The following is a 25,020-nucleotide window of genomic DNA, read 5'->3' as shown; positions in this document are numbered from 1 at the left end:
GTCCGCGACGCCGGACCCTCACCCTGCTCATCCTGTTCGACGCGCGCGGCGTGCTCCGGCACGCCGCCCCGGGCAGCGCTGCCCGCACCGCGCGCACGCACGGCTCCACGACGCCTACGGGGGCATCATCACCATGACAACACCGGACAACGACAAACTCGTCGAATACCTCAAGCGCCTCACCGTCGACCTCCACCAGTCCCGTCAGCGGGTCCGTGAACTGGAGGCGGGCACCAACGACCCGATCGTGATCGTCGGCATGGGCTGCCGCTTCCCGGGCGGGGTGGACTCGCCCGAGGCGCTGTGGCGGGTCGTCGCCGAGCGGCGCGACGTCATCTCGGGCCTGCCGACCGACCGGGGCTGGGACCTCGACGGCCTCTACCACCCCGACCCGGCCCACTCCGGCACCTCCTACGTGCGCGACGGCGGCTTCCTGGACGGAGCCGCCGAGTTCGACCCCGCCTTCTTCGGGATCTCGCCGCGCGAGGCGCTGGCGATGGACCCGCAGCAGCGGCTCCTTCTCGAAGTGTCCTGGGAGGCCCTGGAGCGGGCCGGCATCACGCCCGGATCGCTGCACGGCACCCAGACGGGCGTGTTCGCCGGCGCCATCGCCCAGGAGTACGGCCCCCGTCTCGGCGAGGCGGGCGCGGGCGGCACCGGGTTCGGCCTGACCGGGACGACGTCGAGCGTGGCGTCGGGCCGTGTCGCCTACACGCTGGGTCTGCAGGGTCCGGCCCTGACGGTGGACACGGCGTGCTCGTCCTCGCTGGTCGCCCTGCACCTGGCGGTCAACGCCCTGCGCTCCGGCGAGTGCTCGCTCGCCCTCGCCGGCGGTGTGACGGTCATGTCGACGCCCGGCATCTTCGTGGAGTTCTCCCAGCAGCGGGGGCTCGCACCGGACGGCCGGTGCAAGTCCTTCTCGGCGGACGCGGACGGCACCGCCTGGGCCGAGGGCGTCGGCGTCCTCGTCGTCGAACGGCTCTCGGACGCCCGCCGGCTGGGCCACAACGTCCTTGCGGTGGTGGCCGGTTCGGCCGTCAACCAGGACGGCGCCTCCAACGGCCTCACCGCACCCAGCGGCCCCGCCCAGGAACGCGTCATCCGCGCCGCCCTACAGGACGCCGGCGTCACCTTCTCCGGCGTCGACGCGGTCGAGGCGCACGGCACGGGCACGGTCCTCGGCGACCCCATCGAGGCGCAGGCCCTCCTCGCCACGTACGGCAAGGAGCGCGAGGACCGGCCTCTGATGCTCGGGTCCCTGAAGTCCAACCTCGGACACGCCCAGGCCGCCGCCGGTGTCGGCGGGATCATCAAGATGGTCATGGCCCTGCGCCACGGCGAACTGCCCGCCTCCCTCAACGTCGGCACGCCCAGCAAGCTCGTCGACTGGGACAACGGCGGCGTCGAGATCCTCACCGAACCGCGCCCCTGGCCCGCCGAAGAGGGCAGGATCCGGCGCGCCGGCGTCTCCTCCTTCGGCATCAGCGGCACCAACGCCCACGTCGTCCTCGCCGAGGCCCCGGCCGACGCACCGGTCGAGGACACGACGTCCGACGACGGCCTCCGGCTGGACGGCACGGCGCTGCCGTGGCTGGTGTCGGCCCGTACGCCGGACGCACTGGCCGAGGCCGCCGGACAGCTGGCCACATACGTACGGGCACGGCCGGAGCTCGGCCCCGCCGACGTGGCGCTCTCCCTGGCCACCGGGCGCTCCGCCTTCGAGTCACGGGCCGTGCTGCCCGGCGGCGACGGGCGGGACGGGCTGCTCGCGGGCCTGGACGCCCTGGCCTCCCGTGAGGTAGACGGCGAGAACGGCGTGTCCTCCTCCCGCGCCGTGTTCGTCTTCCCCGGTCAGGGTTCGCAGTGGGTGGGCATGGCCACGGCCCTGCTCGACTCCTCACCCGAGTTCGCCCGCGTCATCGCCGCCTGCGAGACCGCCCTGACCCCCTTCGTCGACTGGTCGCTCACGGCAGTCCTGCGCGGCGACGAGAACGCCCCCGGCCTCGACCGCGTCGACGTGGTCCAGCCCGCCTCCTGGGCCATGATGGTCGGCCTCGCCGCCCTGTGGCGCGCCGCCGGCGTCAACCCGGTCGCCGTGGTCGGACACTCCCAGGGCGAGATCGCCGCAGCCGTCGTCGCCGGCGGTCTGTCCCTGGAGGACGGCGCCCGCGTCGTCGCCCTGCGCTCCAAGGCCCTGCGCGTACTCTCCGGCGGCGGAGGCATGGCCTCCCTGAGCGTTCCGGAGGCGCAGGCGGAGGAACTCCTCGTCCCGTGGAGCGGGCGCATCTCCGTCGCGGCGGTCAACGGCCCCTCGTCCACCGTCGTGGCCGGACAGCCCGAAGCCCTGGACGAGCTCCTCGCCCAGTGCGAGGCGTCCGGAGTATGGGCTCGCCGCATCCCCGTGGACTACGCCTCCCACTCCGCCCACGTCGACGAGATCCGCGACACCCTCGCCACCGAGCTCAAGGACGTCACCCCGCAGTCGGGCCGGATCGCCTTCCACTCCACCGTCACCGGGGCCGTACTCGACACCGCCGAGCTCGACGGGGCCTACTGGTTCCGCAACCTCCGCAGCAAGGTCAGGCTCGCCGACGTCGTCGAACAACTCGCCGCCCCCGACGTCGTCTTCGTCGAGGTCAGCGCCCACCCCGTCCTCGTCTCCGGCATCACCGAGACCCTCGGCGACACCGGAGCCGTCGTCGGCACCCTCCACCGCAACACCGGCACCCTCGACCGCTTCGTCGAATCCGCCGCCGAAGCCTGGTCCCACGGCATCACCATCGACTGGCCAGCCGTCCTTCGGCCCTACCGCGCGCACGCCGTCGAACTCCCCTCCTACCCCTTCCAGCGCCAGCGTTACTGGCTGGAGCCCGAGCCGGCTTCGACCGACGCCCGTGGGCTCGGTCTGGCCTCGGCCGGGCACCCTCTGCTCGGCGCCGTGGTGGAGCTGGTCGAGGAGGACCGGCTGGTGTACACGGGGCGGCTCGCCCTCGACACGCAGCCGTGGCTCGCCGATCACGCCGTGCACGGCACCGTGCTGCTGCCCGGCACCGCCTTCCTGGAGCTCACGATGGCCGTGGGCGCGCGAGTGGGCCGGCGACGGCTCGCCGAACTCACCCTCCAGGCGCCGCTGGTGCTTCCGCCCGGCGAAGCCGTACAGCTGCGGGTGACCGTCGAGCCGCCGGCCGCGAACGGGCAGCGGGAGCTGGCCGTGCACTCCCGGCCGCAGGACGCCGACGCGGGCGCCCCGTGGACGCGGCACGCGGCGGCCGTGCTCGACCTCGACGACGCCACCGCGGACTTCGACCTCGCCGAGTGGCCGCCGCCCGGCGCCCAGGAGATCGACGTCGAGAGCCGCTACGACACCCTCACGGAGGCGGGCTACGACTACGGCCCCGCCTTCCAGGGCCTGCGGGCCGCCTGGCGCTCCGGCCGTGACGTCTTCGCCGAGGTCGGCCTGCCCGCCGAGCTGGACGCCACGACCTTCGGGGTGCACCCGGCGGTCCTGGACGCGGCCCTGCACGCGGTCGGTCTGCTCCGCGAGGACGGCGGCACCGTCCTGCCCTTCTCCTGGTCCGGCGTCACCCGCTACACGGACGGCGCGGACGCCCTGCGGGTGTGGCTCACCCCGCGGGGCGAGGACGGGGTGGCCCTGCGCGTCACCGACGGCGGGGGGAAGCCCGTGCTGTCGGCGGAGTCCGTCACGATGCGGCCGTTCACGGCGGACCTGTCCGCCGGCCGGGGCGTCGACTCGCTGTTCCGCGTCGAGTGGCAGCCGGTCGCCGCCACGACGGCCGAGGTCGACGTGTGGCTGGTCGCGGACCTGGCCGACGTCCCGGACGTCGTGCCGCAGGTGGTCGCCGTACGATGTCCGGCCACCGCCCGATGTCCCGGTTCGCCGCAGGACTCCGACAGCACGGGAACCGGCCTCGCCGAGGCCGCCCATCAGGCGGCGCGCTGGGCGCTCGGCCTGGTCCAGGAGTGGCTGGCCGAGGCCCGCTTCGCCGGCTCCCGCCTACTGGTACTGACCGACGGCGCCGCCGGCCCCGTGGTCGACGACCCCGCCCAGGCCACCGTGTGGGGCCTGATCAGGACCGCCCAGTCCGAGCACCCCGACCGTTTCGCCCTGCTGGACTCGGACGGGTCGCACGAGGCCGGCACCGTGCCCGGCGCCGTGCTCACCGAGCCCCAGCTCGCCCTGCGGGCGGGCGCGCTCCTCGTCCCCCGGCTGGTCCGGCACACCTCCGCCGCCGACCCGGCCGGTGTCACCCCGCTCGACCCGGACGGCACCGTGCTCGTCACCGGCGGCACCGGTGTGCTCGGCGCGTCGGTCGCGCGTCACCTCGTCACCGAGCACGGCGCCCGCCGTCTGCTCCTGGTCAGCCGCCGCGGCGCGGACGCCCCCGGCGCCCGGGAACTCTCCGCCGAGCTGACCGCCTTGGGCGCCGAGGTCACCCTCGCGGCCTGTGACACCGCCGACCGCGACGCGCTCGCGAAGCTGCTGACCGGCGTGCGGCTCACCGCCGTCGTCCACACCGCGGGTCTTCTCGACGACGGCGTCGTCGAGTCGCTCACCGAGGACCGGCTCGCGGCCGTCCTGCGGCCCAAGGTCGACGCCGCGGCCCACCTCGACGAACTGACCGCCGACCACGACCTCGCGGCCTTCGTCCTGTTCTCCTCGGTCGCCGGCGTGCTCGGCAACCCGGGCCAGGCCAACTACGCGGCGGGCAACGTCTTCCTCGACGCGCTCGCCGCCCGCCGCCGCGCCGCCGGCCGTCCCGCCACCTCGCTCGCCTGGGGCTTGTGGGCCGAACGCACCGGCCTCACCGGCCACTTGGACGACGACACCCTCTCGACGCGGGGCATCGCCCCGCTCTCCACCGAGCAGGGCCTCGAACTCCTCGACCGGGCGCTCGCCGACGACAGCCCGCTGCTCGTACCGGCCCGCCTCGACCCGGCCGCGCTGCGCTCCGACGCGCTCGCCGGGACGCTGTCCCCGGTGCTGCGCTCCCTGGTGCGGGTCCCGCAGCGGCGGGCCGGCGAGTCCGGTCTGCGCCGCAAGCTCGGCCGGCTGTCCGAGGAGGAGGGCCGCCGTCTGCTGCTCGACCTCGTCCGCACCCAGCTCGCCTCGGTCATCGGCAGCGAGTCGGCGGACGGGATCGACCCGGACCAGCCGTTCAAGAGCTTCGGCATCGACTCGCTGCTCGCGGTCCAGCTGCGCAACCGCCTCAACTCCGCGACCGGCCTGCGTCTTCCGGCGACCCTGGTCTTCGACCACCCCACGCCGACCGCCGTCGTCGACTTCACGCTCGCGCTCGCGCGGGAGCGTGCCGAGAGCGCCCCCGCACGGCCCGTCGTCCCCGTCGTCCCGCGTACGGACGACGACCCGATCGTCATCGTCGGCATGGGCTGCCGCTTCCCGGGCGGGGTGGACTCGCCCGAGGCGCTGTGGCGGGTCGTCGCCGAACAGCGCGACGTCATCTCGGAGTTCCCGTCCGACCGGGGCTGGGACCTCGACAACCTCTTCCACCCCGACCCGGACCACGCCGGCACGTCGTACGTCCGGCACGGCGGGTTCCTCCACGAGGCCGCCGAGTTCGACCCCGCCTTCTTCGGGATCTCGCCGCGCGAGGCGCTGGCGATGGACCCGCAGCAGCGACTCCTTCTCGAAGTGTCCTGGGAGGCCCTGGAACGGTCCGGCATCACGCCCGGATCGCTGCACGGCAGCGACACCGGGGTGTTCGCCGGTGTGATGTACCACGACTACGGCGGTGGCGGCCGGCTTCCGGAGGAGGCCGAGGGCCACTTCCTGACCGGCACCGCCGGCAGCGTCGCCACCGGCCGGGTGGCCTACACCCTGGGCCTGCAGGGTCCGGCCCTGACGGTGGACACGGCGTGCTCGTCGTCGCTGGTCGCCCTGCATCTGGCGGTCCGTGCCCTGCGGTCGGGCGAGTGCTCGCTGGCGCTCGCCGGCGGCGCCGCGGTGATGTCCACCCCGAACACCTTCATCGAGTTCTCGCGTCAGCGGGGTCTCGCGGCGGACGGCCGCTGCAAGTCGTTCTCCGCGGACGCGGACGGCACCGCCTGGGCCGAGGGCGTCGGCGTCCTCGTCATCGAACGGCTCTCGGACGCCCGCCGGCTCGGACACAACGTCCTTGCGGTGGTGGCCGGTTCGGCCGTGAACCAGGACGGCGCCTCCAACGGCCTCACCGCACCCAGCGGCCCCGCCCAGGAGCGCGTCATCCGCGCCGCCGTGCAGGACGCCGGCGTCACCTTCTCCGGCGTCGACGCCGTCGAGGCGCACGGCACGGGCACGGTCCTCGGCGACCCCATCGAGGCACAGGCCCTCCTCGCCACGTACGGCAAGGAGCGCGAGGACCGGCCTCTGATGCTGGGCTCCCTGAAGTCCAACCTGGGACACGCGCAGGCCGCCGCCGGTGTCGGCGGGATCATCAAGATGGTCATGGCCCTGCGCCACGGCGAACTGCCCGCCTCCCTCAACGTCGGCACGCCCAGCAAGCTCGTCGACTGGGCCGCCGGCGGCGTCGAGGTCCTCACCGAACCGCGCCCCTGGCCCGCCGAAGAGGGCAGGATCCGGCGCGCCGGCGTCTCCTCCTTCGGCATCAGCGGCACCAACGCCCACGTCATCCTCGCCGAGGCCCCGGCCGAGCAGTCCACGGACGACGCGACTCCGGACGACGTGACCGGACTGGAGGGCGCGGGCCTGCCGTGGCTGGTGTCGGCCCGTACGCCGGACGCACTGGCCGAGGCCGCCGGACAGCTGGCCGCATACGTGCGGGCACGGCCGGAGCTCGGCCCCGCCGACGTGGCGCTCTCCCTGGCCACCGGGCGCTCCGCCTTCGAGTCACGGGCCGTGCTGCCCGGCGGCGACGGGCGGGACGGGCTGCTCGCGGGCCTGGACGCCCTGGCCTCCGGCGAGCTCACTGCCGTGACCGCGGCCGTCTCCGGTGCGAAGCCGGGCCGGACGTCCGGCGCTCCTGTCGTCTTCGTGTTCCCCGGTCAGGGTTCGCAGTGGGTGGGCATGGCCACGGCCCTGCTCGACTCCTCACCCGAGTTCGCCCGCGTCATCGCCGCCTGCGAGACCGCCCTGACCCCCTTCGTCGACTGGTCCCTGACCGCGGTGCTGCGCGGTGAGGACGGCGCTCCGGGTCTGGACCGGGTGGACGTTGTCCAGCCCGCCTCCTGGGCGATGATGGTCGGCCTGGCCGCCCTGTGGCGCGCCGCCGGTGTGAACCCGACGGCGGTCGTGGGGCACTCCCAGGGCGAGATCGCCGCAGCCGTCGTCGCCGGCGGTCTGTCCCTGGAGGACGGCGCCCGCGTCGTCGCCCTGCGCTCCAAGGCCCTGCGCGTACTCTCCGGCGGCGGAGGCATGGCCTCCCTGAGCGTTCCGGAGGCGCAGGCGGAGGAACTCCTCGTCCCGTGGAGCGGGCGCATCTCCGTCGCGGCGGTCAACGGCCCCTCGTCCACCGTCGTGGCCGGACAGCCCGAAGCCCTGGACGAGCTCCTCGCCCAGTGCGAGGCGTCCGGAGTATGGGCTCGCCGCATCCCCGTGGACTACGCCTCCCACTCCGCCCACGTCGACGAGATCCGCGACACCCTCGCCACCGAGCTCAAGGACGTCACCCCGCAGTCGGGCCGGATCGCCTTCCACTCCACGGTGACCGGTGCCGTCCTGGACACGGCCGAGCTGGACTCGGCGTACTGGTTCCGCAACCTCCGCAGCAAGGTCAGGCTCGCCGACGTCGTCGAACAACTCGCCGCCCCCGACGTCGTCTTCGTCGAGGTCAGCGCCCACCCCGTCCTCGTCTCCGGCATCACCGAGACCCTCGGCGACACCGGAGCCGTCGTCGGCACCCTCCACCGCAACACCGGCACCCTCGACCGCTTCGTCGAATCCGCCGCCGAAGCCTGGTCCCACGGCGCCACCATCGACTGGCCCATCCTGCTCGCCCCCTACGACGCCCAGATCGTCGAACTGCCCTCCTACCCCTTCCAGCGCCAGCACTACTGGCTGCGGAACGAGCCCGTCGCCGCTCCGCGCAGCGAGGCGCGAGCCTCGGAGCAGCCTGCCGAGCAGGGTGACCTGCTGGGCGTACGACTGCCGTCGTCGCCGCTCGCCCAGGCGCAGTTCGCCCCCCGGCTCGACGCCGTGGCGCACCCCTGCCTCGGTGACTTCGTGGTCGGCGGACGTCCGGTGGTCAGCGCCGGTGTGCTCGTGGAGTCGTTGATCGAGGCGGTCACCGAACTCGCCGGGCCGGGCCCGGTGTCCGTGGAGGACCTGGAGCTCCCCGTCGATCTGGTGCTGGAACCGGTCGGCATCGACCCGTCGACGGCCGGTGACGAGCGCGCCGCCCAACTCATCGTGGACGCGGACCGGTTCCGCTACTACGCGCAGGACGCGGCCGGCGGCTGGCAGCTGCACGCGCAGGGCCGGGCCACGTCCGGTGCGCCGGTCGCTCCCACGGTGGCGTTCGCGTCGGTGGGTTCGGGCCGCGAGCTGACGGGCGACGAGCTGTACCGGCTGCTGTGGCAGCGCGCCCTGTATCTGGGCTCCGCCGCCCGCTGGGTGGAGCGGATCCGGCTCGGCCGGGGCGAGGCCACGGCCGAGATCCGGGCCGCCCTGCCCGGCGAGGCGGAGTGCTACCTGATCCACCCCGGCCTGGTCGACGCCATGTTCCAGACGGCGCTGGCCTGCTTCCCGATGGACGGCCCGGCGCTCGTGCCGGCCGGTCTCGACCGCTTCGTGCACTACGACCGCGGCGACGCCCAGGACGGGCTTCGATGTCATGCCGAACTGTTCGAGGACGGCACCCGGGCGCGTATCCGGCTCGTCACCGCGCAGGGCCGGCCGGTCGCCGAGGCCTGCGGCGTGCGCTTCGTCCCGGCCCTGAGCCGGCCGGCGGCGGAGCCCGCGGCCGACCGGGCGCCGGCGGTCGAGCGCGTCGCCCCGGTCGTGTCCGAACCGCGGCGACGGACCACGGTCCCGACGCCCGCGGCTCCGGCTCCGGCCCCGGCCCCGGCCCCGGCTCTGGTCGAAGCGCCTGAGGTGGCACCCGAAGCGGTGCGTGCCCTCGTGACGCGGACCGTCGCCCAGGCGCTCGGCACCGTGGCGGCCCGGCTCGACGCCGGGCAGTCGCTGCAGGCGCTCGGCCTGGACTCGCTGATCGCGATGAAGATCCGGACGTCGCTGAACAAGGAGCTTGACGTCCTGCTGCCGATGACGGCGTTCCTGAACGGCCGCAGCACCGAGGACATCGCCGGGGACGTGCTCGACTCCCTCGGCGCCGGTACGGAGGCGGAGACGCCGGGAACCGACGGCGAAATCGTCGCCGTTTCCGGCGACGACGCGGAACGCTACGAGCCGTTCGGTCTGACCGATCTCCAGCAGGCGTACCTCGTCGGCCGGGGCGACGCCTTCGAGCTCGGCAACACCTCCACCTACTTCCAGATCGAGATCGACCTGGAGCAGGTGGACCTGGAACGGCTCGGCGCGTCCTTCCGGGCGATGATCGAGCGTCACGACATGCTGCGGGCCGTCTTCACCGCCGAGGGCGAGCAGCGCGTCCAGCGCGAGGTGCCGGCCTATGTGATCCGTGAGACGGACGTCTCCCACCTGGCCGGGGACGAGCGCGAGGCCGCGCTGACCGCCGTCCACGAGGAGATGCGGCACCAGGTCTTCGACACCGCCCGCTGGCCGCTGTTCGACGTGCGGGTGACCCGGATCGACGACCGGGTGATCCGGCTCCACGCCGGCTTCGACGCCCTGATCATCGACGGTTTCAGCACGTCGATCCTGTTCAAGGAGTGGGCCGCGCACTACCGCGGCGAGGAGCTGCCCGAGCTGGAGCTGCGCTACCGGGACTACGTCCGGCAGGCCCGTGAGCTGGAGGGCGGTCCCGAGTACGACCGGGCGCTCGCCTACTGGCGGGACCGGCTGGACACCCTGCCGCCCGCGCCCCAGCTGCCGCTCGCGGTGGCTCCGTCGAGCCTGGACAGGCCGGTGTTCAACCACCGTGGCGCGACGCTTCCGAAGGAGGAGTGGGACCGCTTCAAGGAGCACGCGGCGGCGGCCGGGGTCAGCCCCTCGGCGGCGCTGTGCACCGCGTACGCGCAGGTGATCGCGGAGTGGAGCGCCACGCCCGACTTCTGCCTGAACCTGCTGTACTTCAACCGGCTGCCGCTGCACCCGCAGGTCGGCGACGTCATCGGCAACTTCTCCACCACGCTGATGCTGGAGATCCGCGACTCGGCCGACGACACGTTCGCCACCCGTGCGAACGACGTGCAGGCCCGGCTGTGGAGCGACATGGAGCACAGCCAGGTCAGCGGTGTGCAGGTGCTCAGGGAGCTGAACCGGGCGCGGGGCGCGTCGGTGCGGGCCGCCGCGCCGGTGGTCTTCACGAGCCTGGTGAACTTCGCGGGCCGGCAGGACACCGAGCAGCGCGGGGTCGTGCAGTACCTCGCCGGGATCGGTGAGAACGGCCGTCAGGTGAGCAGCTCGGTGCGCACGCCGCAGGTGTGGCTGGACCACCAGGCGGTCGAGGAGGCCGGCGAGCTCGTCCTGAACTGGGACGTGATCGAGGAGCTGTTCCCGGCGGGCTGCGTGGACGCCATGTTCGCCGCGTACCAGCGGTTGCTGCACGAGCTGTGCCGCGACCCGGAGGCGTGGCGGCGGCCCAGGCCGGCGCTCGTGCCGACGGCCGATCTGGACGTACGGGCCGAGGCCAACGACACCGACGGGCCCGTGCCCGACGGGCTGCTGCACGACGCGGTGCTCGCCCGGGCCGCGGCCACGCCCGACGCGCCCGCCGTCATCTCGCGGGCGCTGACCCTGACGTACGGGGACCTCGACCGCAGGTCCAACCAGGTGGGGCACGCGCTGCGCGTCCAGGGCGCCGGTCCCGGCGACCTGGTGGCGATCGTGATGGACAAGGGCTGGGAGCAGGTCGTCGCGGCGCTCGGCATCCTGCGGGCCGGGGCGGCGTACGTCCCGATCGACGCCCGGGTGCCCGTCGAGCGGCTGCACGTGCTGCTCGAGAGCGCGGGGATCAGCCGGGTCGTCACCCAGCCGTGGGTGGAGGACACGGCGGACTGGCCGCAGGGTGTGGCCAGGACCGTGGTGCGGGCCGACGACGAGGGGGCGGAGGCCCCGCTCGGGGAGTCGGGCGCCAAGCCCGGCGACCTCGCGTACGTGATCTTCACCTCGGGCTCCACCGGGCTGCCCAAGGGCGTGATGATCGAGCACGGCGCGGCCCTGAACACGGTGGTCGACGTCAACGAGCGCTACGGCGTCACCGCGGCGGACCGGGCCCTCGGACTGTCCGCGATGCACTTCGACCTGTCGGTCTACGACGTCTTCGGACTGCTCTCGGTGGGCGGTGCCCTGGTCCTGCCGGAGCCGGCGGCGCACCGCGAGCCCGCCCGCTGGGCGGAGCTCGTCCGCGAGCACGGGGTGACCATCTGGAACAGCGTGCCCGCGCTGATGGAGATGTTCACCGAGCACGCCCTGTCGAACGGGCTCACCGGGCTGCCGGTGCGCCTGGTCATGATGAGCGGCGACTGGATACCCGTGTCGCTGCCCGGCCGGATCCGGCTGCTGCTGCCGGACGCGGAGCTGTGGAGCCTCGGCGGTGCCACGGAGGCGTCGATCTGGTCGATCCTGCACCCGATCGGCGACGTCCCGGACGACTGCGTGAGCATCCCGTACGGCAAGGCGATGCGTAACCAGCGCTTCCACGTGCTCGACGGCGCGATGCGGCCCTGCCCCGTGTGGGTGCCGGGCGACCTCTACATCGCCGGGGTCGGTCTGGCCCGCGGCTACCTGAACGACGAGGCGAAGACCCGCGCCGCGTTCCTGCACCACCCGGTCACCGGCGAGCGTCTCTACCGCACCGGCGACATGGGACGCTTCCTGCCGGACGGCACCATCGAGTTCCTCGGCCGGCTGGACTCCCAGGTGAAGATCCAGGGCTACCGGATCGAGCTGGGCGAGGTGGAGGCCGCTCTCACCCAGTGCGAGGGCGTGCGCAGCGCGGCCGTCGTCGCGGCGGGCGAACAGCACGGCCCCAAGCGGCTGATCGCGTACGTCGTCCTCGACGAGGGGCGCGACGACACCGAGCAGCAGATCACCGAGGCGCTGCGGCAGGTGGTCCCCTCGCACCTGGTGCCGCAGCGCGTCCTCGTCCTGGACGAGCTGCCGCTCAGCGACAACGGCAAGGTCAACCGGGCGGCGCTGCCCGCTCCCGAAGAGGTCGCCGCGGAAGGCGCCGGCTTCGTCGCGCCCCGCGACGAGGTGGAGCGCCGGCTCGCGGAGATCTGGGCGGAGTTCTTCGGGGTGTCCGAGATCGGGGTGACCGCGAGCTTCTTCGACCTCGGCGGCGACTCGCTCCTCGCGGTACGCCTCATGGCCAGGATCGCCCGCGGTCTGGGCCGCAGTCTGCCGCTGTCCACCCTCTTCGCCCGGCCGACCATCGAGCTGCTCGCCCAGGCGGTCCGGGAGGCCGACAGCGGCGAGGAGGGCCGCAAGGCGCTGGTACCGGTGCGTACGAGCGGTTCGCGGACTCCCCTGGTGTTCGTGCACCCGGTGGGCGGTGACGTGCTCTGCTACGCGGAGCTCGCCGAACTCCTCGGCGACGACCAGCCGTTCTACGCGCTGCAGCTGCCGGACACCGAGCTGACCAGCGTCGGGGCCATGGCCGCGCACTACGTCGCGGCGGTCCGCGAGGCGCTGCCGGACGGTCCGTACCGGCTCGGCGGCTGGTCGATGGGCGGGGTGATCGCCCTGGAGATGGCGGCCCAGCTCACCGCCGCGGGCGCCGAGGTGGAGCTGCTCGCCGTGATCGACCTGATGGTGGAGCCCGGGCCGGCCGAGGGGGCGCCCGTCTCCGACGAGACGCTGCTGTCCTGGTTCGCCCGGGACCTGGCGGGGCTCGCCGGTGTGGACTGGGAGCTGTCGCCCGAGTCCTTCGACGGCCGCCCGCCGGTGCGGGTGCTGCACACGGAGGCGCGGGCGGCGGGGACGCTGTCCGAGGACATCGACCTCGACACGCTGAGCGGCATCGTCGACCGGTTCCGGAACAACTACCGGGCCCTGCTGTGCCACACGCCCCGCGCGTTCGCCGGGCGAGTGGTGTCGCTGCGGGCGGCGGACGGCGGTGCGACGGTCGGGACCGCGTCCCGCTGGATGCGGTACTTCCCCGGTGACGCCACCCTCGTCGACGTACCCGGCGACCACTACACGGTGATGCGGGGCGAGCGGCTGCGCGTCCTGGCCGGCGAGCTGCGCCGCGCCCTCGACGCGCACTGACCCGAACCGGCCGGGCCGCCGAGCGGGCGGCCCGGCCGGTCCCCCGGACCGGTCCTGCGGGTCCGGCGGGGGCCAGGTACAAGGAGTGAGGACAATCGGAATGCGAATTGATCAAGCCGGCCGGAACAGCGCCGGAGCGAGCCGATGAACGCGTTGCCGGCCACCGTGCCGGTCGCCGTCGTCGGAGGGGGCCAGTCCGGACTCGCCGCCGCGTACCACCTGCGGCAGGCCGGCGTGGGGTGTGTGGTCCTCGACGCGGGCAGCGAGGTCGGCGAGACCTGGGAGCGGCGCTGGGACTCCCTGAAGCTGTTCACCTCCGCGCAGTTCTCCGGGCTGCCGGGCCTGCCCTTCCCCGGGGCCGGCGCGCACTACCCCGGCAAGGACGAGGTCGTGGCGTACCTGCGGGGCTACGCCGAGCGGTTCGACATCCCGGTGCTGACCGACCACAGGGTGCTGTCGCTGCGCAGGGACGGTGACGGCTATCTGCTGACCACCGCGCACGGCGACTGCCGCGCCGAGCAGGTCGTGATCGCGACCGGCCCGTTCGGCACCCCCCGGCTTCCGGAGTTCGCGGCCGGACTGAGCGCGGACGTGCCCACCCTGCACACCAGCGAGTACCGCGCACCCGACCAGGTGCCGCCGGGCACGGTGGTGGTCGTCGGCGACGGCAACTCCGGCCGGCAGATAGCCGCGGAGCTGTCCGCGTCCCACAGCGTGGTGCTCGGTTGCAGCGACAAGGTGTCGCCGCCTCTGCCGCAGACCGTGGTCGGGCGGGACATGTTCTGGTGGATGAGCGTCATCGGCGTGATGAGCCTCCCGGTGAACATGCAGGCGCCGGACCCGATCGTCGGCGACCGGGTGCCCGAGCTGGTCGCGGCGGGCGAGATGCGGACCGTGGGCCGGATCACCGCGGCCGAGGGCGCCGAGCTGGTCACCGCCGACGGCGAGCGCGTCAAGCCGTCCACCGTGATCTGGGCGACCGGCTACCGCACCGACTGGAGCTGGCTCGACCCGGCGATGCTCGACGAGGACGGGCAGCCCCTGCACACGGAGGGCACGGGGGTGCTGCCCGGCAGCCACTACCTGGGGCTCTACCGGATGCGCACCCGCGGCTCGGCGCTGATCGGCTTCGTCGGTCGGGACGCCGAGCGCGCCGCGGCGGCGGTCACCGCCGCCGCCCAGAGCACCACGACCGCCTCCCCCACGGCAGAAGGTGAGCCGTCATGACCACCGCCACCACCCCCTCCACCGAACTCGACGTGCTGGGCGCGCTGTGGGCGTTCGACTTCATCGGGTTCGCGCAGAAATCCACCGCCCTCGACCCCACCGGCCCGGGGTACGGGCAGGCGGTCGGCGCCGCCTTCGGGCTCGTCGTCCGCCGCCGCTTCCCGCAGGGCGCGACGCCGCGGGAGATCAGCGGGTACGTCGCGGAGTTCCTCGGCTCGCTGGAGGCCGGGGCGGAGGACTTCGACCCGGCGGCCCTGGAGCGCCTGTTCGCCGAGGGACTGGACGGGGCCACGGCGGCCGGCGGTGAGCGGCTCGGTCCGGAGCCGAGGATGCAGGCCCACCTCGTCCTGTCGCTCCGGCTGGTACGGGAGCTGGGCCTGGGCCCCGACGAGCAGCGTGAGCTGCTGACCGAGGCCGCGCGCGCGACGTCGGCCTGAGGCGTACGGGAGGAGGCGGCGCCCCGGTGAGCCGGGGCGCCGCCTTTTCCGTCACTCTGCGGGCGACACCTGAGCGCCGGGCTCGCCGGACCCGCCGGGCCCGCCCGGGGCCCAGACGTCGAGGGCCCCTTCCCCGTACAGGGCCCGCACCGCCCGCTTGTCATACTTGCCGACGCTGGTCTTGGGCACCGCGTCGACGAAGGACCAGCGCTCCGGTATCCACCAGCGCGCCACCCGTCCGGACAGGAACTCCCGGAGCTCGTCCCCGCCGACCCCGGCGCCCGGCACCAGCGACACGCAGGCGAGGGGGCGCTCCTCCCAGCGCGGGTCGGGCACGCCGACCACGACGGCCTCGAGCACGGCGGGGTGCTCGATGATCGCGTTCTCCAGCTCGATGGTGGAGATCCACTCGCCGCCGCTCTTGATGCCGTCCTTGAGCCGGTCGCTGACGACCACCCAGCCGCCCGGTTCGATCACTCCCAGGTCGCCGGTGCGCAGCCAGCCGTCGTGGAACTTCTCGGCGGAGTCCTCGGTGTTGAAGTACGAGCCGGTGACCCACGGTCCGCGCAGTTCCAGTTCGCCCACCGAGCGGCCGTCCCAGGGCTGTTCGCTGCCGTCCTCCGCGATCAGCCGGGCGTCGACGAAGGGCATGAGGCGGCCGCTCTTGGCCAGCCAGTCGACCTCGTCCTCGTCCGGGGTGCCGTGCGGGGGGACGGCGAAGGTGGCGAGGGGGCTGGTCTCGGTCAGCCCCCAGCCCTGCTTCAGCCGGACCCCGTAGCGGTCCTTGAGCCGCTGGAGCAGGGCGCGCGGCGGGGTGGCGCCGCCGCAGCCCGCGAGTCGTACGCCGCTCAGGTCCAGCGGGTGCTGCTCGCCGTGGTGGACCAGGCTGTTCCAGATGGTGCAGATCGCGGCGACGGCGGTGGGCCGTTCCTCGTTGATGATCCGGGCGAGGTCCGGGGTGTGCAGTCGGCGGCCGTTCATGATGAGGTCGGAGCCGGCGAGCCAGGCGGCGTACGGCCAGCCCCAGGCGTTGGCGTGGAACATGGGCACGATCGGCAGGACGCGGTCGCCGTCGTGCATCGCGAATCCGGCGCCGGCCGAGACGCCGAGCGTGTGGAGGGTGATCGAGCGGTGGCTGTAGGCCACGCCCTTGGGGTTGCCGGTGGTGCCGGTCGTGTAGCAGAGCGCGGCCGCTTCCCGTTCGTCCAGGTCGGGCCAGTCGAAGCCGGGCCGCTCGGCCGCGAGCAGTTCGTCCCAGCGGTGTACGGCGATGTGGGCGGGCAGCTCCACCTCCGGCGCGTCGCCGATGACGACCAGGTGGCGCACGCCGCCCAGCCGGTCCCGCACGGGCGGGAGCATCTCCAGGAGGGTCGCGTCGACGAGGAGGACGGCGTCCTCGGCGTGCTCGATGATGTAGCCCAACTGGTCCTGGTGGAGGCGGAGGTTGAGCGTGTGCAGCACCGCCCCCATGCTCGGTACGGCGAGGTACGCCACCAGGTGCTCGGGGGTGTTCCAGGCCAGCGTGGCGACCCGTTCGCCGAGTTGCACGCCCAGTCGGGAGAGTGCGGCGGCGAGCTGTTCGGCCTGGCGGGCGATGTCGGCGAAGGTCTGTGAGGACCGTGCGGTCGGCCCGTCGGCACATCGCACCACCCGGCTGTCCCCGTAGACGCGTTGCCCGTGCGCGAGGATGTCGCGGACCAGCAGCTCGCGGTCCTGCATCGTGCTCTTCATGGTGCGGCCCCTTGCGAGTACGGTCGGAGTCCGGGATCAGCCGAGGTACTGGATGTCTCCCAGCAGGGAGCTGCTGACGTGGTCGTGGTCCAGCAGGTTGACGCGGGCGGTCATCTTGCCGCTGCCGGCCACGAACGCGTAGTTGCCGGAGCCACCGGTGATCTTGAAGGTGCCGGACGGGTAGACCATGGTGTCCGACGTCAGCGGGGCGGTGAGCGCGTAGCTGATGTCGAGCCGGTCGCCGTCGGGCTCCGTCATCGTCGCCGTCCCCTTGATGTCGTACTTGCCGGGGATGGTCGCGGTGCACACCACTTCTTTCTGCGCCCAGGTGGCGGTGGTGACCGGCTTGCCGGTGGAGGTCCCCGTCCCGGTCACGTTGTAGCCGTTGCAGCCCACGGTGTCGGGATGCGTGGTCGCGACCACCGCGAAGTTGCTGGTGATCTCGACGGTGGGAAGGTAGGCCTCGGCGGCGACGGCCGAGGGGCCGGTCCCGGCGGCGTACGTGACGCCTGCCGTACCGCCGGCGATCAGTACCGATCCGGCCACCACGCCCGCTATGCGCGCGGACCAGTGACGGGCAGCTCTTGCCATGTTCTCCCCCGAACTTGTCGATCTGTCCCAACTACGCCCAGATGAAGGGCTGTTGGGGGCCAGCTTCTCCGATCGAGGAGTCTTCCGTCGAGACGTTCGACACGCGCGTCGCCGACGGGAAAGCGGAACCGACCTCGCTCACGGCGAGACCGGCTCCGGGGGCGGAGGACGTCGACGGGACGTCATCCGCCCCTGATCGGCCCGAGGGCCCGTCTCTTTGGTCGGTGCGGTGTCTCTGCACAAGCAGGATGCGGCTGGCTTGTGGGCAGCGATGTCAGTACACAAGCCATTCCCTGCTGGGCAGGGGGCCTTCCCAACTGTCCACGCTCGTGTCAGCCCACTCGGGTGCCACCATCACGGGGCGGGTGCGGTTGAAATCGCCGTTCTGTTGGCAACGCATGACCAGGCCGAGGCCCGGAAGTCCGGCCTCTCCGTTCAGGCCGAAACGCAGCCTGCCCTCGTGGGTGTCTGCGCCTGCTTCCAGCCACGGCGTCAGCTCCGACGGCAGCCGTCCCACCAGCCGGACCTCTCCGAAGGAGATCTGAGGTCCGCGGCAGGCATCGATGGCGACCGCGGCCGGCGTCCAGTCTTCGGAGCGGTAGTAGGTGTCGACGCCCCGGCTGGAGAAGGGAACCCACTGTTCACGCGAGTCCCGACCGCTGATCGGCTCCTGGAGTACGGCAGCGACTTCCTCAACGGTCTGTCCGAACCTCAAGGGCCCTACAGCTTCGAGCGGAGTCCAGGTCCACTGCTCCCGGTCTTCATCCGGGACCACCCTGCGCTCCAGCCACATGAACGACTCCTCCTGACAACCCGGATGCATGCGCCATGGATTCTCTCAGGTCCGGTCTCGCTCGTTCTTGGTGTTCGCGCCCAGATGAGGATGGCGGCGAGGTGAAGAGCGGCGTTGTAGACGATGGCGAGTTTGTCGGTGCGCATGGCCAGGCCGCGCCACCGCTTGAGCCGGTTGATGCATCGTTCGACCGTGTTGCGCTGCTTGTACGTCTCGGCGTCGAAAGCGGGCGGTCGGCCGCCGGCCCGGCCGCGGCGGAGGCGGTGGCCGGCCTGGTCGGCAGGGCCCGCAGGACTCGGCGCTTGCCGTCGCCGTCGTACGGCAGGAGCAGGCCCGCCGGGCCCTCGTCGAGCGGGTCTTCCCCGGTGTCGAGCAGGGTCAGGAGGACGAGGCGACGACGTCGCTCGAGGACGTCCGTGGGCCGAGCCGAACCGCGGCGCCCCACCGACCGGTTTGCGACGGAAGTTCAACGCCCCGTAGACGGGCCGCTCATGAGCGGCCGCTTCGTCGTACGCTCCGCCGAAGATCCGGCTCTCCCAGCGCCACCGGTCACCGCCTGGATGCGCGGTCGGTCCGCCCTTGCTGGTTCTCGTGACGAACTGCGAGCGGTAGACGCCGTCCTCGGCCATGGCGTCCAGGATCAGCCTGCCGTGCAGCGGACGGTCCGGGTGGAAGTTGAGAGTCACTCATGGCGCCGGGTCCATCGGAGGGCCCGACGCCCGTTCCGTGACGCGCCGACGTGTCCGTTCCTGCGATGTCCGAGGGGGCTGCGGAGCTCGTCGGCACAGTGTGGCCCCACTGGATCAACCGATGCGCTTGGTTTGTCTGCCGACAGCCCGTTCCGGCGACACGGAGCGTGGGTCGCCCATCGAGACGATTTCTCACAGCCGGTGACCGGCGGCTGCGCCGCTGGGATCGTCGGTCAGGGCGATCGCCGTGGTGATGCGCTTGCCCACAGGCTCACGGTGGACGGCGAAGCTCTGGCCGAGCGCCATCACTATCTCCAGCCCGTGCTGCCCGACCCGGGTCGGGTCGGGCGCAAGGACGGCCGGCAGGGTGGGATTGCTGTCCCACACCGTCACCTCGACCGCGCCGCCGACGATCTCCAGGGTCAGCAGGCACGGGCCGGGCGCGTACTTGCGCGCATTGGTGACCAGCTCACTGACCACCAGCTCCACCACGCTCATCGCGCGCTCGGACACCGGCAGGCCGTGCACGCCCTGTGCATCGGCGAGGAAGGTACGGGCCAGTTCGCGGGCGACGGCAATGTCCTCGCTGCCCTCGAAGAGGCCGGACACCGACACGATGTCCGCCATCAGCGGCCGACCGTCCGCAACGCCTGCTGTCTGCCCCATCCCCGTTCTCCTTCACCACGCGACTCTGTGTGCGCGGCTCCGTATACCCCCCGATCGGATCCTCACACCGAGCGGGCATCGGAGTTCCGCACGTGGGGCGGTGCCGGTCGGGCCGCGTCGTCGAGGGCGGTGTCGAGCGCGCGCCGTGTGCCGGTGAGGATGGCGAAGACGTAGCCCGCGGTCGTCCACTCCCTACCGACTGCCTTGCACATCGCCTTCTGACGCATCCGGTGCCGGCAGAGGGGAGCCAGGCACATGACGGGGAGCGGGCTCGCGCGGGCCGTGCCATGTTCGACGCCATCGACGTCGACGGGGCCAGGAGATCACCTCCCGGGTGGGTTCCGTCCGTACGATCCGCGAGCACTCCCTCTCCAGCGACCCGACCTCCCCGAGTCCGTGGTCTTCGGCCAGGCCCGAGCGCGCCTCGCCCGCGCCCGGCACCATGACCAGGTGCCGGGGCGCTCTGCCGACTGGCACGCACGCGTTGAAGTCCCACGTGCGACGCCCTGGGGACTCCTGACGGAAGGGCTCTTCGAGCTCGGCCGCCCGGTGACGGCGCCGTCACGGTCTCCGCGTGGGCTCCGTTGCGGGGGTCGCCGCCGTTCCTCCTGCCGGGGTGGGCTTTCCCCTGCTGAGGTGATCGGTGATCTCGCCCTCCAGGACGGACTCCGGCAACCGCCTCGCCAGTTGCCGGAGCAATCCGCCTTCCCCGGTCGGCTGCAGGCCCTCGGCCCGGCCCCGTGGGGCTGGTTCGTCCAGCAGCCGGTCGTCCACCACCCCCGTCGGCCCGGGTCGTCAGTGAAGGACCGGCTGCTGGCCGGTGCGCTCGGACTCGTCCTGTACGAGCAGGGACAACAGAGAGGCCAGGGGGAGGCCGGCTTCGGCCGGGTGGCGCAGCACCTTGCCCGGCTCTATGCGGTACGTGTTCGTGCGGCCTTCTCGCGTGTGGGAGAGGTAGCCGTCCTGTTCGAGGTCCACGATGATCCGCGAGACGGCACGCTCGGTGAGCCGGCAGTGGGCGGCGATGTCACGGATGCGAACGTTCGGGTTGTCCGCGATGGCGGCCAGTACACGCGCGTGGTTCGTGATGAACGTCCATCCGGTGTGAGATTCAGGGGATCCAACCATGGCCCGGATTTTACGGGACCCCGTTTGCCAGAACAAAAATGCATGACATAGTTTTCCTGCATTAGATGTCGCACCTTCCCTCCTGGGGAGGGACCACCAGAGGGAGTCCGAGAGTGTCCTGGGATGAGACCACCACGCCCGCGCTCCTGACCGCGCCCCGCAGGAAGCTGGTACCGGAGCAGGTCACCGGAGATGCGTCGCAGCAGAACGTGGTGATCCAGTACGAGTGCTGCGGGGCGCAGGTCGTCGAGGCCTGCGGCGATTACGACATGCACTCCATCGGCCCCTTGGCCGACGCGCTGGAGGCCGCGACCGAGACGCATCCGAAGGTGATCCTGGACGCCTCCAGGGTCACCTTCGCGGACTCGACCTTCCTGAATCTGATGATCCTCACCCACCAGACGGGAAAGCTGCGCGTGGCGGCGCCGTCGGAGCGGGTCCGGCGGCTCTGCGCGATCACCGGCGTGGACGACGTTCTGCAGATCCGGGAAACGGTCGACGACGCTGTCGCCTCGTGAGCACGCGCGCCGTCTCCAGCACGCCTGGACAGGGCGGCGAGCCTCCCGTGCCCAGCCTTGTGTCCGTTCCGTCGTCGACTGTCCGGGGCGGGCTTGGAGTGAGGTGGAGGATCGGGGGCAGGCGGTTGCCGAGCGCATGGGACCGCTCTGGCTGCCCATGCGCCTGCCGTCTCCCCCTTCCGGCAGGCGCATGGGCAGCTGAACGGCCCGCACCAGGCAGGGGTGCGGGCCGTTCAGCATGAGAGAGCCAGGCCGGGGACACCTGCTGGGAGGCCCCATCTGAAACGTAAGGCCTCTCCAGCCGAGCTTCTCGTACGTCTGATCCGGAAGTCCCGGCAAGCGCGGCCGCAGTCAGCACCTGGTCGAGCAGATGTCGATCGCGGCGGCCTGGGACGGCGGCAGCTTCTAGGATCTGCGGCATGGCGACACGACTCGTGCAGATCAACATGAAGGCCCAGGACGACTCCGCGCTCGGCCGGTTCTGGGCCGAGGCACTCGGTTGGGGTGTCGACAGCGAGGGACCCGGTGTGACCAACCTCGAACCCGTGGGCTTCGCCTACCCCGACCCCGTGGCCGTCTGCATCGACGTCGTCGCCCACCCGGAGCCCAAAACGGTGAAGAACCGGGTGCACCTTGATCTGGCCACCACCTCGACCGCCCACCAGACGGAGTTGGTCGCGCGCTTGAAGGATCTCGGCGCGACGCTCGCCGACGTGGGGCAGGGCGACGTCCCCTGGACGGTCATGGCCGACCCGGAGGGCAACGAGTTCTGCGTCCTGGAGCCCCGTCCGGTCTACCAGGACACCGGGCCGATCGCCGCGGTGGTGGTCGACTGCACCGACCCACGGGAGATGGCCCGGTTCTGGGGCGAGGCGATGGACTGGACGCTGCACGAGGTCACCGACGACCACGCGACCATGCGCTCCGCCGAAGGCGTCGGCCCCTACCTGGAGTTTCTCCGCACCCCCGACACCAAGAGCGTGTGGAACCGCGTCCACCTCGACGTCCGCCCCTACCCCGGTGACGACCTGGCCGCCGAGGCATCCCGACTGCGTGCCCTGGGCGCCACCGACCCTGATATCGATCAGTCCGCAATCTCCTGGACGGTTCTGGCCGACCCGGAGGGCAACGAATTCTGCCTCCTCACCCCTCGCTGACATCGAGCAACGGATCCGAGCGGTTCCGGGGCGGCGGCGAAGACCGCGTGGCGTCAGCCCATGCCGCCGGAGACCGGGATGGCGTCCCCGGTCAGCCGGCGCGCGTCCTTGGGGCCAGAAGGCCATGAGCTGGCCGTAGTCGTCGGCGGTGCCCGTACGGCTCCGGCGCCTACGGCGGCGCTACGCGTTGGCCTCACTGGAGGCGTCAGTCGGTGAAGGCCCGCTCGGTGTAGGCCTCGCAGGCCGGGACGAGCGGTGATGCCCCGGGGCGCCGGCCGGCAGTGTCCCCGCGGCCGCGCGCGGCGCTGTGGCTGGCATGGGGTTGGTGGAGAAGGCGGGGCCGGCATCGAGGAGCAGGCCGACCAGGTGGCGGAGGCGGCGTGCGAGCTCGCGGACGCCACGGCCGGGTACGGCTGGAGGGCGGCGGCCGCCGACGACGCCCTGGTCGCGATCGACACCCTGGCCGCCGCACTCGTCCGGATCGACCCGGAGGTCGGCGAGGCGCTGGCCGCGGTGACCGCTGCGACGGCGACGGCCACGGCCCGTCCGTGCCCAGGCCTGCCCGTCGACACCGGGGGGGACGGAGCCGTCCACGACCACGAGGACGCAGGGGGCACCTGGGCCGCGCACGGGACGCCGGCCTCGAAGGCGTGCTCTGGGGTCGGGTCCAGGGCATCCACCGACCGGCCGCGAAGTGCGGACGGTCTGTTCCTCGAGGACGGCCAGGACCAGGGACAGCAGACAGCAGCTCCAGCACGGTGTGACGGTTCTTGGCTCACTGGTGTCGATTCAGCAGAACCGCTTCGGGTCCTCATCGTGGGGTGAGGGACCTTTGCCTCCTGCACGGCAGGGGAGGCGCCCCGTCGGCCCGGCGACGAGAACCGGACGGACGGCTTGGGGCGCAGGTGCACGCATGAGGCCCGGATCCACAGGATCCGGGCCTCATGTCACTTCAGTAGCGGGGACAGGATTTGAACCTGCGACCTCTGGGTTATGAGCCCAGCGAGCTACCGAGCTGCTCCACCCCGCGTCGGAAGACCCCACTGTACGCCACCCACGGCACCCCCCGAGACCACGGCAACGAAGCCGTCCGCGTCGCCGCGATCCTGCGGGCCCGCGCCCAGCGGGCCGGGTCGGCCGGCATCAGCGGCTCGACCCGGTCCCGCACCGCATCGGTGATCGCCAATCGGACGGACACAACTGATCGACCGACGAGCAGATCAAGGAGACGCGCTCTAGGTCAGATCTGCCACCGGAAGCCCATGGATCCGGACAGGGTGGCGGTGACGTGGGCCTTGTCCAGCAGGTTGACCGTGGCGTTCATCTTGCCGCTGCCGACCGCTTCGTCGAAGGCGCCGTCGCCACCGGTGATCGTGAACGTGCCGGACGGGTACACCATGGTGTCCGACGTCAGCGGCGCGTTGAGGTGGTAGGTGAAGTAGAGGTGGGAGCCGTCGGTCTGGGTGATCGTCACCTTGCCGTTGATGTCCCACTGCCCGGCGACGGTCGCGGTGCAGGCGTCCTCCGTCTGCGACCAGGTGCCGGTGCCGGCGATCCGGTTGCCGGTGACGGTCCCCGACCCGACCACCTTGTAGCCGTTACAGCCCACGGTGTCCGGGTGCGTGCTCGTGACCACGCCGTACTTCCCGAGGGCGTCGAACGGGCTCGGCCCGGGAGGAGGGGTCGTGGCGGCGTTCGAGACGCCGGTCGTGCCACCGACGATCAGCGCCGCTCCGGCCATCGCGCCCGCTATGCGCGCCGACCAACGCCGAGTGAGTGTTGCCATGTCATCCCCCGCACTTGTCGTTACTTGACTAACTCAGGCCACTTGAAAGCCTGTTGCCGATCAGTTTCCATGATCGAAGGCCGTTCCGTCGAGCCGTTCAGGCCAACCGTTTTCACCGGTCGGCACCCGGACCCTCACCGATGCTTCACAGCCGTCGGACGCGCAGCACGCCGGTCTGCATCGGAAGGGTGAACTCGCCGTCGGCGGTCTCCGGCCTGCCCGCGAGGAACGCGCGGATCCGGCCGAGGAGGGCCTCCCGCTCGGGCTCCGGCATGACCAGGACACCGGCGCGCGTCGCGAGCGTCGCCGCGAGGGACTCGGCGGTACGCCGCTGCCCGTGCGGGAACGCGACCTGCTCCGGCGAGCCGAACCGCGCGGCCTCGCCGGTCCTCGGGAGGTGCGTGTCCGCCGTCTCGGCGCGCCAGGCGGCGGGCGTGTCACGCGGGCCGACGGCCGCGGTCCCGCTGACCCGCGCGAGCTCCGCGACCCAGTCGACCGCGTCGTCCATGACGTTCCACAGACCGGCCAGGACGCCGTGGGGCGTGAGGACCCTGGCGATCTCGGGCCCCGCCACGGCCATGTCGAACCAGTGCATGGCGTTGCCGGCCACCACGGCGTCGACGGACCCGTCCGGCAGCGGGATCGCCTCCGCGCTGCCCGGCAGGGCCCGGACGTCCGGCAGGGCACGGCGCAGCTCGGCCAGCATCGCCGGGTCGGGCTCGACCGCGACGACCTCGACGCCCATCGCGACCAGGGCGGCGGTGAGCTTTCCGGTTCCGGCGCCGAGGTCGAGCACACGCGGACCGGGCGCGGGCTCGAGCGCCCAGCGCACCGCGGCCTGCGCGTAGTCCGGACGGTGCTCGGCGTAGGCGACGGCCGCCGCACCGAACGAAGAGGCGTGAAGTAGACGCTCGTCCTGATCCATGGCGGCGACGTTAACCACGCCACCGGGGATTCGACCACCCCCTTC

The 25,020-nt window shown here is 72.4% G+C and carries 14 protein-coding genes, 1 tRNA gene and 2 pseudogenes; 6 read left to right on the top strand and 11 right to left on the bottom strand.

Translation table 11 applies throughout. The annotated features are described in order from the left end of the window. Positions 1 to 142 precede the first annotated feature (142 nt). The 3 genes and pseudogenes from BLW86_RS33080 to BLW86_RS33070 form a co-directional block, all read left to right on the top strand. Positions 143 to 13,327, top strand: a pseudogene (locus tag BLW86_RS33080) (amino acid adenylation domain-containing protein); the annotation flags it as partial. A 144-nt stretch (positions 13,328 to 13,471) separates the two neighbouring features. Next, positions 13,472 to 14,554 (top strand): flavin-containing monooxygenase, encoded by a 1,083-nt coding sequence (locus tag BLW86_RS33075; RefSeq protein ID WP_093877424.1) that lies wholly within the window; start codon positions 13,472 to 13,474, stop codon positions 14,552 to 14,554. After that, positions 14,551 to 14,991, top strand: a complete 441-nt coding sequence (locus BLW86_RS33070) for a hypothetical protein (protein ID WP_093877423.1) — start codon at positions 14,551 to 14,553, stop codon at positions 14,989 to 14,991. Before BLW86_RS33075 ends, BLW86_RS33070 begins: the two co-directional genes overlap by 4 nt. A gap of 51 nt (positions 14,992 to 15,042) precedes the next feature. On the opposite strand, the gene BLW86_RS33065 is transcribed toward BLW86_RS33070, so the two are convergent. From BLW86_RS33065 to BLW86_RS33030, 7 genes are all read right to left on the bottom strand, one after another. After that, positions 15,043 to 16,722 carry a long-chain fatty acid--CoA ligase gene (locus BLW86_RS33065; RefSeq protein ID WP_093877422.1) on the bottom strand — a complete coding sequence of 560 codons (1,680 nt, stop codon included), beginning with the start codon at positions 16,720 to 16,722 and terminating at the stop codon, positions 15,043 to 15,045. Between the two features lie 36 nt (positions 16,723 to 16,758). Then, the gene (locus BLW86_RS33060) at positions 16,759 to 17,313 is read right to left on the bottom strand and encodes a hypothetical protein (protein WP_143060296.1); all 555 of its coding nucleotides are present in this window, start codon (positions 17,311 to 17,313) and stop codon (positions 16,759 to 16,761) included. Between the two features lie 274 nt (positions 17,314 to 17,587). Further along, on the bottom strand, positions 17,588 to 18,106 hold the full coding sequence (locus BLW86_RS43420) for a hypothetical protein (protein ID WP_256341755.1): 519 nt from the start codon (positions 18,104 to 18,106) through the stop codon (positions 17,588 to 17,590). Further along, positions 18,034 to 18,792, bottom strand: a complete 759-nt coding sequence (locus BLW86_RS44130; protein ID WP_371129636.1) for a DUF3626 domain-containing protein — start codon at positions 18,790 to 18,792, stop codon at positions 18,034 to 18,036. The genes BLW86_RS43420 and BLW86_RS44130 overlap by 73 nt, the downstream gene beginning before the upstream one ends. A 195-nt stretch (positions 18,793 to 18,987) precedes the next feature. Then, positions 18,988 to 19,461, bottom strand: coding sequence for an ATP-binding protein (locus BLW86_RS33040; RefSeq protein ID WP_305633334.1), 474 nt, complete (start codon positions 19,459 to 19,461; stop codon positions 18,988 to 18,990). A gap of 62 nt (positions 19,462 to 19,523) precedes the next feature. After that, the gene (locus BLW86_RS42210; RefSeq protein WP_177181822.1) at positions 19,524 to 19,673 is read right to left on the bottom strand and encodes a hypothetical protein; all 150 of its coding nucleotides are present in this window, start codon (positions 19,671 to 19,673) and stop codon (positions 19,524 to 19,526) included. A gap of 583 nt (positions 19,674 to 20,256) precedes the next feature. Further along, a complete protein-coding gene (locus BLW86_RS33030) occupies positions 20,257 to 20,589 on the bottom strand; it encodes a helix-turn-helix transcriptional regulator (protein ID WP_093877418.1) in 333 nt (110 codons plus the stop codon). Positions 20,590 to 20,702: 113 nt separating this feature from the next. On the opposite strand from BLW86_RS33030, the gene BLW86_RS33025 reads away from it, so the two are divergent. The 3 genes from BLW86_RS33025 (at position 20,703) to BLW86_RS33015 (ending at position 23,089) form a co-directional block, all read left to right on the top strand. Continuing rightward, positions 20,703 to 21,107: an STAS domain-containing protein gene (locus BLW86_RS33025; protein WP_256341494.1), complete on the top strand. Its 405-nt coding sequence runs from the start codon at positions 20,703 to 20,705 to the stop codon at positions 21,105 to 21,107. 419 nt (positions 21,108 to 21,526) lie between these two features. Then, positions 21,527 to 22,264: a VOC family protein gene (locus BLW86_RS33020; protein ID WP_093877417.1), complete on the top strand. Its 738-nt coding sequence runs from the start codon at positions 21,527 to 21,529 to the stop codon at positions 22,262 to 22,264. A 366-nt stretch (positions 22,265 to 22,630) separates the two neighbouring features. Further along, positions 22,631 to 23,089 carry a hypothetical protein gene (locus BLW86_RS33015; protein ID WP_093877416.1) on the top strand — a complete coding sequence of 153 codons (459 nt, stop codon included), beginning with the start codon at positions 22,631 to 22,633 and terminating at the stop codon, positions 23,087 to 23,089. A gap of 131 nt (positions 23,090 to 23,220) precedes the next feature. Here BLW86_RS33015 and BLW86_RS33010 read toward each other — a convergent pair. The 4 genes and pseudogenes from BLW86_RS33010 to BLW86_RS33000 all read right to left on the bottom strand — a co-directional run bounded on the left by BLW86_RS33010 (position 23,221) and on the right by BLW86_RS33000 (position 24,975). Further along, a tRNA-Met gene (locus BLW86_RS33010) sits at positions 23,221 to 23,294 on the bottom strand. Between the two features lie 42 nt (positions 23,295 to 23,336). After that, positions 23,337 to 23,462: pseudogene (locus BLW86_RS44125) on the bottom strand (IS5/IS1182 family transposase); the annotation flags it as partial. Between the two features lie 42 nt (positions 23,463 to 23,504). Further along, positions 23,505 to 24,050, bottom strand: coding sequence for a hypothetical protein (locus tag BLW86_RS33005; RefSeq protein ID WP_143060295.1), 546 nt, complete (start codon positions 24,048 to 24,050; stop codon positions 23,505 to 23,507). 145 nt (positions 24,051 to 24,195) lie between these two features. After that, the gene (locus BLW86_RS33000) at positions 24,196 to 24,975 is read right to left on the bottom strand and encodes a class I SAM-dependent methyltransferase (protein WP_093877414.1); all 780 of its coding nucleotides are present in this window, start codon (positions 24,973 to 24,975) and stop codon (positions 24,196 to 24,198) included. Positions 24,976 to 25,020: the final 45 nt, after the last annotated feature.

It is taken from the genome of Streptomyces sp. TLI_105, from assembly GCF_900105415.1.
Lineage (GTDB): Bacteria > Actinomycetota > Actinomycetes > Streptomycetales > Streptomycetaceae > Streptomyces.
This window is presented reverse-complemented; position numbering and strand designations above follow the sequence as displayed.

Excerpts from the sequence above, each read along its gene's own strand:
- BLW86_RS33000 (WP_093877414.1), bottom strand. The coding sequence starts at position 24,975 with ATGGATCAGGACGAGCGTCTACTTCACGCCTCTTCGTTCGGTGCGGCG.
- BLW86_RS43420 (WP_256341755.1), bottom strand. The coding sequence starts at position 18,106 with ATGTGGCTGGAGCGCAGGGTGGTCCCGGATGAAGACCGGGAGCAGTGG.
- BLW86_RS33020 (WP_093877417.1), top strand. The coding sequence starts at position 21,527 with ATGGCGACACGACTCGTGCAGATCAACATGAAGGCCCAGGACGACTCC.
- BLW86_RS33065 (WP_093877422.1), bottom strand. The coding sequence starts at position 16,722 with ATGAAGAGCACGATGCAGGACCGCGAGCTGCTGGTCCGCGACATCCTC.
- BLW86_RS33040 (WP_305633334.1), bottom strand. The coding sequence starts at position 19,461 with ATGGGGCAGACAGCAGGCGTTGCGGACGGTCGGCCGCTGATGGCGGAC.
- BLW86_RS33070 (WP_093877423.1), top strand. The coding sequence starts at position 14,551 with ATGACCACCGCCACCACCCCCTCCACCGAACTCGACGTGCTGGGCGCG.
- BLW86_RS33060 (WP_143060296.1), bottom strand. The coding sequence starts at position 17,313 with ATGGCAAGAGCTGCCCGTCACTGGTCCGCGCGCATAGCGGGCGTGGTG.
- BLW86_RS33075 (WP_093877424.1), top strand. The coding sequence starts at position 13,472 with ATGAACGCGTTGCCGGCCACCGTGCCGGTCGCCGTCGTCGGAGGGGGC.
- BLW86_RS33005 (WP_143060295.1), bottom strand. The coding sequence starts at position 24,050 with ATGGCAACACTCACTCGGCGTTGGTCGGCGCGCATAGCGGGCGCGATG.
- BLW86_RS33030 (WP_093877418.1), bottom strand. The coding sequence starts at position 20,589 with ATGGTTGGATCCCCTGAATCTCACACCGGATGGACGTTCATCACGAAC.
- BLW86_RS42210 (WP_177181822.1), bottom strand. The coding sequence starts at position 19,673 with ATGTGCAAGGCAGTCGGTAGGGAGTGGACGACCGCGGGCTACGTCTTC.